An 11,989-nucleotide genomic window follows, 5' to 3' on the forward strand; every position below is an offset into this window, starting at 1 on the left:
AAATTATTTGTTTTCTTCTGTTGAAGAATCTGCATCTTCAGTTGTTTTATCTGCATCAGTTTCAGTTGGTGCTGGTGTATCAGCAGCATTTAAAAACTCATCCAATGCTGTTTTTAAATCTTCGTCTTTGATTTTGATATCTGCATCTTTCATCATTTTCGCTACTTTTGTTAATAGCGTTGAAGTATCTGCTTTTTCAAGCTTTAATTGTTTTTCAAGCTCAGCTTTTTTATCTTCGTATGATTCTTTAATCTCACGCTTGTCCGTTACTTCAATGATGTGATAGCCAAAGCTAGATTGTATCGGATCACTTAGCACATTTTTCTCTAATGCAAAAGCACCTTCTAAAAACTTCTCATCCATATTAGTTGATTTGTTAAACCAACCTAGATCTCCACCTGTTGTTTGTGCTGCTTGCTCAATAGAATACTCTTTTGCCACTTCTGCAAAATCTTTTCCAGATTCAATTTCAGCTTTCGCTTTTTTGGCAGTTTCTTCGTCTTCTACTACTATATGACGAGCTTTGATTTCATTTTTGATATTTTCGTATTCCGCTTTAACTTCCTCTTCAGTTACATCCACGTCTTCAACTAATGCTTTTTCTTGCATTAAGTTAAGTTCTAGGTATTTTTTGTACGAAGATTCTGTATATCCTTGTTGTGCGATCATGGATTCGAAGCTATCGCCATATTGCTTTTTATCTGCTTCTAGTTGTGCATTTACTTCATCTTCTGTCACTTTGTACTTCGAGGAAAGTACTTTTTCAATCATCAGAAGTTGAAATGCTTGATCCCCTATAGATGCTTTCATCTCTTCATATAAGTCATTCTGAGTGATATCTCCAACTTTAGAAGTAGCAATTACTTCGTTGTCAGCTGCGGAATCATTACTACAAGCACCTAATGCTAAAACGGATGCTGCAAGTGTGAATGTTAATACTGTTTTTTTCATAAAATTCTCTCCTAACTTCTTGTTGCTGCAGATGTAACTATAACATAAACGAAATAAAAACAAAAATGGTTCCCGTTCATTTGCCTACCGATTCTTCAAAATATCGCATAGGATACATGGAAAAGGAGGTGTTTTAAATGGGCGGACAATATAACGGTGGTTATGGTTCTGGCTTTGCTTTGATAGTTGTTCTATTTATTCTATTGATCATTGTAGGGGCAGCGTTTCTTTACTAATGAAGACGTGAACTAAGATCGTGAAAAATCGGTCTTAGTTCCTTATTCATTTTTAGTACTATGCAAAGCAGAAAAAAGAAATGACCCTAAATCATTTAGATGATTTGGGTCCATTTTTTTCTCTTAAACTGTGTAAAATAGTTCTACATAGAAGGAAACAAGAAGAATCGTGATAAGTATATTAATGGTACGAAAAATCTTCGGGTGTTTTTCTTCTGGAATTTCTTTTGACATAACTAAAGCGTATGTCATTCGGTTTATTTGTAGCAAATAAAATGCTGAGAATAGAACTAACGTAAATATGATCATGTCTAGACTCCCTTCATATACTAGTAAGCATATCAAAGAAGGAACGAATTTTACAAGTGTTACATTTTGCTAAGTATGTGTCGGAGCGATCAAAATTTCAAATCCTGCTTCCGTTTCTTCAATATATGCACTCTTTGGAGATTTGCTTAAATGCTTTACATATATTAAATCGATTAAACAAATACCACAATGGTACGCTAATAGCATAGTAAAGTAATGAGAAAAAACAGGTATAAGTAAAGCTCCTATTATTAAGACAAGATTGATAAAGATAAAAGGCGCTAATAAAGAATAGATAAATCTTTTTTTATTAATTGGTTCTACTACTCTAATTGAAACAGTAGGTAAAAATCCAAATTGTTTCTTGTTTACGATCTTCAAGTTATTACGGAACTTATAAAGTGGGATGAAGTGTAATAACTTATGAAGCGGGTAAATGCTTAAAAATCCTAGCATAAATAATAGAAAATAATCATCTGATTTATGTGTATCATTAATAATTCCTAACAAAACGTATGCGAAAGAAAAAACGATTATAACTAATAGAGAAGATAATAGAAATAACCTTTCTAAGCCATATTGCTTTTTTACATTAATAGTTTTCCAACAGTGCAAATTGTATGCAACTCCTAAAGAAGAGAATAACTTCAGATACATACAATACGACTTTTACTTTTAAAATGCAATACATAAATTATTAAAAATTATAGAGCGCTTACACTAGCAAAAACTATTCCTTTTGGGTGAAGGATTCGTCGATATTTTTTATAGAACGTTCAAATATTTCCATGAAGTCCTCCCCATAAATATTGCGAATCACCGTCATTACATCTAAAAATTCTGGAAACTTTCCATACAATTGTTTCATGGAGCGGGATCCTTCTATGACAGAATGTGGTGTCTCATGATAATTTTCATACATTTCGTCGAGTAATGCTTTTCCTTTTGGTGTAATCTCTACGTATGTATTTCTTTTGTCGGAGTCTCTTTTGGAAAAAGCCAGTAAGTCGCGCTCTTCTAACTTTTTAGAAAAATTAAAAGCAGTGGAAACATGCATCACACCAAATTTTGCTACTTCCGATACGGTAGCGCCCTCTAAATGATAAGAAATCCATAAAATATGGTGTTCATTAATATTCAAGTCATAAGGTTTTATCCATGCTTGCCAATCTTTTTCTACAGCTTTCCATAATGCTTTAGAAAGTTGTGCAATACGCTGACTATAGATCATGGCTTCTTTCATCGTATAAAACTGTTCATTCATATGTATACCTTCCTTCTCTATTATAATCTTTCAAACATTATAGCAAGAAAGTATGTAACTGAATACATATTATCGAAAAAAAATGATAGTTCGTAATATAAAGCAGGGAAAAGTATTAAGCCACTTATATAAGTGAAACTTCAATCAGTGGGGGTTTTTCGAAGCACAGGACGTGCTAGTGGGGACGCTGCGACATGGACGTCGCGCTTATAGTCCCCGTCATCCCCCACTGATTGTTAGTTGAGGCCCACACGATGTGGGTCACACAGACGTTGCAAACGCTCTTTTATTTTGCGACGAGCTTTGCGCAGGAGCAACATGATGTTGCGTACTAGTCTGGGATCATTTCATCGGGCGCATGCCAGCAGTTGATCTTCCACTTATCTTTTCGATTTTCTTCAATCTTGAAGTGGGAGTCTTACTGCCCGTTAATGCGGGATAAAGAAAGACACATACAATATAGGAATAATGGGTCATCTAACTGTTCCATTCTTCAACTTTCTTGGCCATAAAAAATAGAACCCTTCTTGTTAGAAGGGTTCTATTTTTATTGGAAAATAAGCTTAGTTTACAGCAGCCTCTTTTTTCTTTGGTAATGCTTTTTCCATTTCTTCGATCGCTGATTGAATAGCGGAAATTTCATCTTGAAGTTTTGTTTGGAGTGGGGCAGTTTCACTTTTCCATTGCTCCACATCTGCCTTAATTTCTTCGATTGCCTCTGGGATAACTTCTTTCGATTCTTTTGTTAGAGTACGAATAGAATTTTTTACATCTTGCAATTGAAGTTTTATATCAGATAATTTATCCCGAAAATCAGTTGAAGTCGATTTTAAGGAAACACGTACTTCACTACCCGACTTTGGAGTGGATAACAATACAGTAGTAGCCCCAGCTAATACACCTGTTGCAATCCCTAAAAATAACGGCACTATTTTCATTTATATTCACCCCTTATGTATTGTATTATTCCTTTTCATAACCTAATTAAAACATATTAATCAAAACAAAAAAAGCTTTCCTTCATAAAAGGAAAGCGAGTAATTTTAAGCTGTAAGTGCTGTTTCAAACTTAGATCGTTTAACCAGCTTGCCGATAATTGGATAGATGATAAAAAATGCTATTGCATTAATCGCAATTGCTGGAAGAACAACTAAAACAAATAATTCTCCAAATGCTGCACCTGCTCCAAAAACGAAAATCGCAGATGATAAAAATACCGTACCTGATACAAGTGTTCCTACACATGTAAGCACAACAGCTACAGGTAATTTGTTAGCAAAATTAGTAAGTAATAGTACTAATCCAAAGAAGACAAATGCTGTTACCGATTTATCAATAATATTCGGAACAAATCCACCTGGGAATGTAGAAAATAATCCAGAAATCACTCCTGTTGAAACACCAAGTAGAAATACACTTTTTACTTCAGGGAATAATAGGATGCCTATAAACATCATCGTTAACATGAAGTCTGGTTTCATCCCACCATTAAATCCAGGGATAATAATATAAAGCACTGCACCGACCCCTATTAATAGGGACATTAATACTAAATTTTTCGTATTCAATTCTCATCTCTCCTCAGCTTTTCTAAGCTCATATTGTTAAAATTCCTCTAACGTATCCTCGTGATCGTTAGCAAGAATCTTACTCCTGATTGTAAGTCTTTTTTCCTGTAATTGCAATAATTAGTTTGCTAGTTTTTCTGCTAGTTCTTTTGCTAAATCTTGAATTACTTCTGATGTGAAGGTTTTTTCTTTTGTATGCCATGTAGCTCGGAAACCATCCGTCTGGTCATAACGTGGAATAAAGTGTAAGTGAAAATGGAAAACACTTTGTCCAGCAGGTGCCCCATTATTATTGAGCAAGTTCATGCCGACAGGTCCGAATGTTTCTTTTAAAACAGAAGCAATCTTTGGAACTACTTTAAATAGATTACTTGCTTCGTCTTCAGATAAATCATAAACAAATTCTTTATGACTTTTTGGAATAACGAGCGTATGTCCTTTTGTTAGTGGCTGAATATCCATAAAGGCATATACATGCTCATCCTCATAAATTTTCGCACTTGGAATAGAACCGTCGATTATTTTGCAAAAAATACATTCACTCATGGAAAAACCTCCTATTCATTGTTACCAATAGTTTAGCATATAATAGGACAACTTAAAGAAGATTTTTCGTACAGGTTTTGATAAACTATTTAGAAGAGATGAGGTGCAAGAAATGACAGTATTAGAACTAACTAACGTAACAGGTGGCTATACAAGGAAGCCGGTGCTACATGATCTAACTTTTTCTATTGGAAAAGGAGAGCTAGTTGGGTTAATAGGATTAAATGGGGCAGGGAAGAGTACTACGATTAAACACATTATAGGAACAATGAACGCTGCAAAGGGAGAAATTCTGCTAAATGGAAAATCGTTAAAAGAGGATCCCGCAACGTATCGTACTTCTTTTTCGTATATACCGGAAACGCCAGTATTGTACGATGAGTTAACGTTAAAAGAACATTTAGAGCTAACTGCGATGGCTTATAACCTAGAACAAACTGTGTTCGAAGCAAGAAAAGAATCTCTATTAAAAGAGTTTCGAATGGAAAAACGGTTGAATTGGTTTCCAGCACACTTTTCAAAGGGAATGCGTCAAAAAGTAATGATCATGTGTGCTTTTTTAGTGAATCCCGATTTATATATTATTGATGAACCTTTTGTAGGTCTAGATCCGTTAGGTATTCAATCGCTACTTGATCAAATGAAGGCACGAAAAGACGAAGGTGCCTCCATTCTTATGTCGACACATATTTTATCGACAGCAGAGAAATATTGCGATCGCATTCTACTTTTGCATAATGGGAAAATACGTGCACAAGGAACAATGGATGATTTACGAGTTGCTTTTAACAAGCCATATGCAACATTAGACGATTTATATATCGAAATGACGAAGGAACAACAAGATGAACAATTTGCGTGAAATATGGGGTAAACGTTTTGTCTATTATATAAATGAATTACAAAAATACTTAAAGTATATTTTCACTGGCCATATAGCGATTGTAATTGTTTTCGTCCTAGGTGCAGGGGGATATACATACAGTGAGTGGCTTAATACAGCTCCGAAAGATTTTCCTGCTTTTTTAGTTGTAGCTTTCATTTTAAGTATTTTGTTGGCGATGAGCACACCGGCTACGCTCATGAAGCACGCAGATAGTGTATATTTTTTACCTTTAGAAACAAAACTGAAGGAATATTTAAAGCTTGCACTGAGATGGACTTACTTTTCATCTATTTTTCTATCGCTTGCAATTTTTGTTGTTACTATACCCTTACTGACGAAAGTTGCCGGTGCTACAAAAGAAGAGATTTTATCTTTTTTCGTTTTTATCCTTGTGATGAAGTATTGGAGTATTCACACGGAATTTAATTATCGTTTTGCTTCGAATGGGAAATCGGTGTGGATGGACCGTTTTATACGTTTTCTTTTGTTATTTGCAGCTCTCTATTTCTTAATGAGTGGAAACTATCTATTTTTAATTGCGATTGTTGTTATTCAATTAATATATACAATCGTATGGCAAAGGAAAAAGAGCGAGGTTCCGTTTCCATTTGATCATTTTATCGAAGTAGAACAGTCTCGCATGATGCGTTTTTATCGATTTGCGAATTATTTCACCGATGTTCCGCATATAAGAGGAATGACGAAAAGAAGAAAATGGCTAGATGTTATTTATAACATTGCTCCATATGTGCAAAAAAATAGTCAGCTATATCTAGTGATGCGGACCTTTATACGCACGAATGATTATTTCTATTTGTGGGTAAGACTTACAGCTATATCGGTTATTGGTGTGTATTTTATTCCATTTCCAATAGTTGCGGTTATCTTCTCCAGTGCGCTTGCATTTGCCACAGTTGTGCAACTGCGACATGCTTTGTTATCTGGACATGAGTTTCGAATGGATCAGTTATTTCCGGTAGATCCGAATGCTAGGAAATGGGCAGTCAATAAGTTAATGCGCGTGATTCAATTCGTACAAGCAGTTTTGGTACTTATCGTAGTGTTAGTGCAAGGTGAGTTTACGCTACAATTGTTCTTCATACCACTTGCTGTCTACATTGTTTCAGAGCTGACCATTCGAATGAGTAAGAAATAAAAAAGGCTGTCGATCGACAGCCTTTTTTTATTTCGTTTGATATTGAATAGCAGCTGTTCCTAATGTTTTGGCTGCAATAAGCATAGCACGTTCATCAAAGTCAAACTTAGGACTATGATGTGGGTAAGCTTCGCCTTCTGGCATTGCGCCAGTAAAGAAAAATGTTCCAGGAATCTCTTCCATATAATAACCAAAATCTTCTCCAATCATCAGAAGCTCTGACTCTTTTACTAGTTCCACACCCGGTACCTCTTTTGCAACTTCTGCTAGAAACTCAGTTTCAGCTTTGTGATTAATAACTGGTGGATATCCACGAGTATATTTCAACGTATATGTACAATCAGCGGCAAGACAAGTACCTTCGAGTACACGTTCTAATTCACGCTCCATTAAATCCCTTACTCCAGCATCAAAAGTACGTACTGTCCCAGCCAGTTTTACATTGTCCGCAATAATATTAAAAGCATTTTCAGCAACAAAAGAACCGACAGAAAGAACAGCAGATTGTGTAGGATCCACTCTTCTAGCTACTAATTGCTGCAAGTTTACGACAAGTTGGGAGGCAACAACAATTGCATCTTTTGACTGATGAGGATTCGCTCCATGTCCACCTTGCCCTTGAATCGTAATTTCAAAACGGTCCGCTGCCGCCATAATTGGACCAGTTTTATATTCGATAGATCCAAGTGGGAATAAAGACCATAGGTGCGTACCGAAAATAGCGTCGACACCCTCTAGACATCCCGCTTCAATCATAGGTTTTGCTCCGCCTGGTGCATATTCTTCTGCATGCTGATGAATAAATACATACTCTCCAGCTAACTCGTCTTTTAATTCATTGATTGTACGTGCAAGAATGAGCAGCGTTGCGGTATGGCCATCATGCCCACATGCATGCATAACACCGTCTACGGTAGATTTGTATGGGACATCTTTTTCATCTTGAATAGGTAGAGCATCGAAATCAGCGCGTAGTGCAACTGTCTTACCAGGTAAAGCGCCTTTTACTCTTGCGACAACGCCATTTCCTCCTACATTTGCTTCAAACGGTATACCTAAATTCGTATAAAAATCTTGAATATATTGAGCCGTTTTTGTTTCCTGAAACGATACTTCGGGATGCATATGTAAATAACGACGGATTTCGACCATCTCTTCAAATGCACTATCTAATTTTTCTGTTAATTCTTTTGTCATTAATCTAAGCCTCCATTTATCTTTTTCTTATTATAACAAAAAAGAAGACTATTAGTTGGGTAGATTGATATTTTCCATTTTATTAGTAAATGTAAGACTTTGTGTGATGAATGCTGGAATTCGCTTTGCAAAATTAGGGACTTTCATTAATTTAAGTGAAGACATTTTTTAGGGAAACTACTAAGTAGTGAGCTTGAAGAAAGTGACCGCTGGAATTAGCACGGCAGCGCTTCGCTTTCCACGGGCTCGTCCGCCTCGCGACGGCGCACTAAATCCCTCCAATTATGTAGTTGCAGAATAAGTATCTCCAGAGAATGGATAAGGGCGACCAAACAATTGTCGAAAGCAACCAATTTTCATAAAACAAGTTTACTTGGAGTGAGACGCCAATATTAAGGGAGCATTATTTAGGATTACTTTACTAAAGCTTAATGATAAATAGTGACGCTAATTAATTTGCATTATTTCTTATGGATTGTAGCGGAAGGGTGTCGACTCCAGCCGGAATAGCTTGAGCTAAGACCCTGGACTGAGCGTAGCGAAGGAAGCGGCAGAAGCCAAGCCGGCGGAAAGCGTAAGCCCTGCAGTGGAAATCTCAGCGGACACTTTATTCAACTCACTACCGCACAGTTTCCCTATAATATGCAATAGCAGAGCATGTGATTTTAAACTAAACGGGAGTTTACATGAAGATTTTATAGTTCTAATGAGGTACTTCTATCTTGTTAATAGAAAAAAGTAAACCGTCCCTAAACCGTAGCGAGCAGGGATGGTTTACTTATCATTTGCAGATCAACTTTAAAGCAAAGTTATTTTATTTATTGTGTACTAACATTAATTTAGTCTTCTTCATTTGTTGATGAATAAGTAGATACATAAGGGGCACTTGTGAAGAATTGCTGTTTATCGGCAATGTCGTCAAAATTCATTTGGTGAGACTTTGCCCAAACCTCATAGCTGTTTGGACCTGACCATTCTGTTAAAATAATGTAAGTGTCTGATTTAATTGGTTTTAATACACGTAATGCTATAAAACCTGGCTCACGTTCAAGAGTTGGCGATAAGTTTGTATATTTATATTCAAAAATGGGTTTGCCTTCGTCTGAAAGGGGAATGTTTTGTATAGCGAAATAGCCCTTTTTGGAGAGTTGTCCAGAAGCTTCAATAATTTCATATTTTCTAGGAGCTTGAAAAACAGATTTTTTGTCAGTTTCATGGATGAGTACAGAATTACCTATTCCATGTAATGCATATAATTGCTCATTGGGATGTTTCTTTTTTATAGATTCCATAAATTCGGGTGTTCCAGAAGTAATATATAAATACATGTAAGTACCTCCTAAATTTGTTTATTTCTATTACTTTTCCCCTAATTGCAAATTTAAAAACCTTTGAATCCAATTTAAAAGAGGAATCAGGACAAATTTATGACAATTACACTATATACCTATACAATAGGAAATAGAACGACTATAGTGAAGACGTATATTGGAAAAATGATCGTGAGTAGAAGAAAGGCAGGAATTTTGAATGACTACTTTTAATGATACACTTCTTCGTGCAGCCCGCGGAGAAGAGGTTGAGCACACTCCAGTTTGGTATATGAGGCAAGCAGGAAGATCCCAACCTGAGTATAGAAAAATAAAAGAAAAGTATTCTTTAGAACAAATTACGCATGAACCAGAATTATGTGCTTACGTTACACGTTTGCCAGTAGAAAATTACAATGTGGATGCAGCAATACTGTATAAAGATATTGTAACCCCACTACCTGGGATCGGTGTAGATGTGAAGATAAAAGCTGGTGTAGGTCCAGTAATTTCAAATCCGATTAGCTCGGTGCAAGATGTAAATAATCTTGGAGATTTATCTCCAGAAGATGATGTGCCTTTTGTATTAGAAACGATAAAATTGTTAACAACTGAACAGTTGAATGTTCCATTAATCGGTTTTGCTGGAGCACCATTCACACTTGCTAGTTATATGATTGAAGGTGGACCATCTAAAAGTTACAACAAAACAAAAGCATTCATGATTTCTGAATCAGAAGCTTGGTTTGCATTAATGGACAAACTTGCAGATATGATTATCGTTTATATTAAAGCACAGGTAAAAGCCGGAGCGAAAGCGATTCAGATTTTCGACTCATGGGTAGGAGCTTTGAATGTAGCAGATTATCGTATTTTCATTAAACCTGTAATGACAAGAATTTTTACAGAACTTCGTGAGCTAGGTGTTCCATTAATAACCTTTGGTGTTGGTGCAAGTCATTTAGCAAATGAATGGCATGACCTTCCGGTAGACGTAGTTGGACTAGATTGGCGTTTATCGATTGAAGAAGCGCGTGCAAAAGGATTGACGAAACCGCTTCAAGGAAACTTGGATCCATCTTACCTAATCGGAGACTGGGCGGAAATTGAAAAACGTGCGAAGCTTATTATTGAGCAAGGGGTAGCACAACCAGGTCATATATTTAATATTGGTCACGGCGTATTCCCTGAAGTGAATCCTGATACATTAAAACGTTTAACAACATTTGTACATGAATATAGCCGCGAACTCATCGCAGCAAAGTCTAACTAAACTTTTTGAGGTGACAATTGATGAAAAAGACAATGGGTTTATTAGTAATGGCATATGGCACTCCTTACGAAGAAGCAGATATTGAACGTTACTATACGCATATTCGCCATGGCAGGAAACCAAGCGAGGAACAATTAGCAGACCTAACGGGTCGTTACAAGGCAATTGGAGGAATTTCTCCACTGGCGAAAATAACGCAAAATCAAGCAGAAGGTCTTTGCAAACGCTTAAATGGAGTGCAAGATGAAATCGAATTCAAGCTATATATTGGATTAAAGCATATTGAGCCTTATTTAGAAGATGCGGTTGCACAAATGCATAAAGATGGAATTACAGAAGCGGTATCTATCGTGTTGGCGCCACATTTCTCTACATTCTCGATCAAATCATATAATGGTCGCATCAAGGAAGAAGCGGAGAAATTAGGCAATTTAACGATTACATCCGTGGAAAGTTGGTATGATGAGCCAAAATTCATCCAATATTGGAATGAAAAAGTAAGCGAAGCATTTGCAGCAATGTCGGAAGAACAAAGAGAAAAAGCTTGTTTAATCGTTTCTGCTCACTCCCTACCTGAAAAAATTCTTGCTATGGGAGATCCATATGCAGATCAATTAAACGAGACAGCAGATTTAATCGCAAAAGCGGCAGGCGTGAAAAACTATGCGGTTGGTTGGCAAAGTGCTGGACAAACTCCAGAGCCATGGATCGGGCCAGATGTACAAGATTTAACCCGCGAATTACACGAAGAAAAGGGCTATACAACTTTTGTGTATACACCAGTTGGTTTCGTAGCAGAGCATTTAGAAGTACTATACGATAACGATTATGAGTGTAAAGTTGTTTGTGAGGAAATTGGAGCTACTTATGTACGCCCAGCGATGCCAAATGATCAACCACTATTCATCGATGCAATGGCGGATGTTGTGTTAAAACAGCTTCGTGCGTAATTAATAGAAAAATGACATCCCCGAAAACTATTCTAAGGTGGTTTTTGGGGATTTTTTCTTGGAAATTTAGTTTAGTTGGAATTTCGGGGAGTTTAGTTGTAAATTTAACATATTTAGTTGTAAAATCTGAGCGTTTAGTTGTAAAAGGATATTTTATCCAGATTCTAATGGCTTTTTTCAATCCACAAACTCTTTCTCCTTTGATTTTGAGGGATTTTTTCTTGGAAATTTAGTTTAGTTGGAATTTCGAGGAGTTTAGTTGTAAATTTAACATATTTAGTTGTAAAATCTGAGCATTTAGTTGTAAAAGGATATTTTACCCAGAAACGGCTCATATCTTTAG

General features: G+C 36.3%; 14 protein-coding genes. 5 read left to right on the top strand and 9 right to left on the bottom strand.

Annotation, left to right across the window (positions count from 1 at the left end):
• Nucleotides 1–3 precede the first annotated feature (3 nt).
• Entirely contained in the window at nucleotides 4–951 is a 948-nt protein-coding gene (locus FG382_RS20225) for a peptidylprolyl isomerase (protein ID WP_142540661.1), read from the bottom strand.
• 137 nt (nucleotides 952–1,088) lie between these two features.
• On the opposite strand from FG382_RS20225, the gene FG382_RS20230 reads away from it, so the two are divergent.
• Nucleotides 1,089–1,187 (top strand): YjcZ family sporulation protein, encoded by a 99-nt coding sequence (locus FG382_RS20230; RefSeq protein WP_142540662.1) that lies wholly within the window; start codon nucleotides 1,089–1,091, stop codon nucleotides 1,185–1,187.
• Nucleotides 1,188–1,310: 123 nt separating this feature from the next.
• Here the strand turns inward: FG382_RS20230 and FG382_RS20235 are convergent, their stop codons facing one another.
• From FG382_RS20235 to FG382_RS20265, 6 genes are all read right to left on the bottom strand, one after another.
• A complete protein-coding gene (locus FG382_RS20235; protein WP_093270511.1) occupies nucleotides 1,311–1,496 on the bottom strand; it encodes a hypothetical protein in 186 nt (61 codons plus the stop codon).
• A gap of 69 nt (nucleotides 1,497–1,565) precedes the next feature.
• Nucleotides 1,566–2,111: a DUF3267 domain-containing protein gene (locus tag FG382_RS20240; RefSeq protein ID WP_142540663.1), complete on the bottom strand. Its 546-nt coding sequence runs from the start codon at nucleotides 2,109–2,111 to the stop codon at nucleotides 1,566–1,568.
• 115 nt (nucleotides 2,112–2,226) lie between these two features.
• On the bottom strand, nucleotides 2,227–2,766 hold the full coding sequence (locus FG382_RS20245; RefSeq protein ID WP_142540664.1) for an HTH-type transcriptional regulator Hpr: 540 nt from the start codon (nucleotides 2,764–2,766) through the stop codon (nucleotides 2,227–2,229).
• Between the two features lie 557 nt (nucleotides 2,767–3,323).
• Nucleotides 3,324–3,698 (bottom strand): YtxH domain-containing protein, encoded by a 375-nt coding sequence (locus FG382_RS20255; RefSeq protein WP_142540666.1) that lies wholly within the window; start codon nucleotides 3,696–3,698, stop codon nucleotides 3,324–3,326.
• Between the two features lie 105 nt (nucleotides 3,699–3,803).
• Nucleotides 3,804–4,328 carry a tryptophan transporter gene (locus FG382_RS20260; protein ID WP_142540667.1) on the bottom strand — a complete coding sequence of 175 codons (525 nt, stop codon included), beginning with the start codon at nucleotides 4,326–4,328 and terminating at the stop codon, nucleotides 3,804–3,806.
• A 120-nt stretch (nucleotides 4,329–4,448) separates the two neighbouring features.
• Nucleotides 4,449–4,874 carry an HIT family protein gene (locus tag FG382_RS20265; RefSeq protein ID WP_142540668.1) on the bottom strand — a complete coding sequence of 142 codons (426 nt, stop codon included), beginning with the start codon at nucleotides 4,872–4,874 and terminating at the stop codon, nucleotides 4,449–4,451.
• A gap of 112 nt (nucleotides 4,875–4,986) precedes the next feature.
• On the opposite strand from FG382_RS20265, the gene FG382_RS20270 reads away from it, so the two are divergent.
• Nucleotides 4,987–5,736, top strand: coding sequence for an ABC transporter ATP-binding protein (locus tag FG382_RS20270; protein ID WP_142540669.1), 750 nt, complete (start codon nucleotides 4,987–4,989; stop codon nucleotides 5,734–5,736).
• Nucleotides 5,720–6,916, top strand: coding sequence for an ABC transporter permease (locus FG382_RS20275; protein ID WP_142540670.1), 1,197 nt, complete (start codon nucleotides 5,720–5,722; stop codon nucleotides 6,914–6,916). Before FG382_RS20270 ends, FG382_RS20275 begins: the two co-directional genes overlap by 17 nt.
• A gap of 27 nt (nucleotides 6,917–6,943) precedes the next feature.
• Here the strand turns inward: FG382_RS20275 and FG382_RS20280 are convergent, their stop codons facing one another.
• Nucleotides 6,944–8,113, bottom strand: a complete 1,170-nt coding sequence (locus tag FG382_RS20280; protein ID WP_142540671.1) for a M20 metallopeptidase family protein — start codon at nucleotides 8,111–8,113, stop codon at nucleotides 6,944–6,946.
• Between the two features lie 839 nt (nucleotides 8,114–8,952).
• Entirely contained in the window at nucleotides 8,953–9,441 is a 489-nt protein-coding gene (locus tag FG382_RS20285; RefSeq protein WP_142540672.1) for an antibiotic biosynthesis monooxygenase family protein, read from the bottom strand.
• Nucleotides 9,442–9,643: 202 nt separating this feature from the next.
• On the opposite strand from FG382_RS20285, the gene hemE reads away from it, so the two are divergent.
• Entirely contained in the window at nucleotides 9,644–10,696 is a 1,053-nt protein-coding gene (gene hemE, locus FG382_RS20290) for a uroporphyrinogen decarboxylase (protein WP_142540673.1), read from the top strand.
• A 17-nt stretch (nucleotides 10,697–10,713) separates the two neighbouring features.
• The gene (gene hemH / locus FG382_RS20295) at nucleotides 10,714–11,646 is read left to right on the top strand and encodes a ferrochelatase (RefSeq protein ID WP_142540674.1); all 933 of its coding nucleotides are present in this window, start codon (nucleotides 10,714–10,716) and stop codon (nucleotides 11,644–11,646) included.
• The last annotated feature ends 343 nt before the right edge of the window (nucleotides 11,647–11,989 follow it).

The organism is Psychrobacillus lasiicapitis (assembly GCF_006861795.1).
Taxonomy (GTDB): domain Bacteria; phylum Bacillota; class Bacilli; order Bacillales_A; family Planococcaceae; genus Psychrobacillus; species Psychrobacillus lasiicapitis.

What these genes read in the sequence shown, in the direction of transcription:
- FG382_RS20265 (WP_142540668.1), bottom strand. Translation starts at nt 4,874, where the DNA reads ATGAGTGAATGTATTTTTTGCAAAATAATCGACGGTTCTATTCCAAGT.
- FG382_RS20225 (WP_142540661.1), bottom strand. Translation starts at nt 951, where the DNA reads ATGAAAAAAACAGTATTAACATTCACACTTGCAGCATCCGTTTTAGCA.
- FG382_RS20255 (WP_142540666.1), bottom strand. Translation starts at nt 3,698, where the DNA reads ATGAAAATAGTGCCGTTATTTTTAGGGATTGCAACAGGTGTATTAGCT.
- FG382_RS20270 (WP_142540669.1), top strand. Translation starts at nt 4,987, where the DNA reads ATGACAGTATTAGAACTAACTAACGTAACAGGTGGCTATACAAGGAAG.
- hemE (WP_142540673.1), top strand. Translation starts at nt 9,644, where the DNA reads ATGACTACTTTTAATGATACACTTCTTCGTGCAGCCCGCGGAGAAGAG.
- FG382_RS20275 (WP_142540670.1), top strand. Translation starts at nt 5,720, where the DNA reads ATGAACAATTTGCGTGAAATATGGGGTAAACGTTTTGTCTATTATATA.
- FG382_RS20230 (WP_142540662.1), top strand. Translation starts at nt 1,089, where the DNA reads ATGGGCGGACAATATAACGGTGGTTATGGTTCTGGCTTTGCTTTGATA.
- FG382_RS20280 (WP_142540671.1), bottom strand. Translation starts at nt 8,113, where the DNA reads ATGACAAAAGAATTAACAGAAAAATTAGATAGTGCATTTGAAGAGATG.
- FG382_RS20235 (WP_093270511.1), bottom strand. Translation starts at nt 1,496, where the DNA reads ATGATCATATTTACGTTAGTTCTATTCTCAGCATTTTATTTGCTACAA.
- FG382_RS20285 (WP_142540672.1), bottom strand. Translation starts at nt 9,441, where the DNA reads ATGTATTTATATATTACTTCTGGAACACCCGAATTTATGGAATCTATA.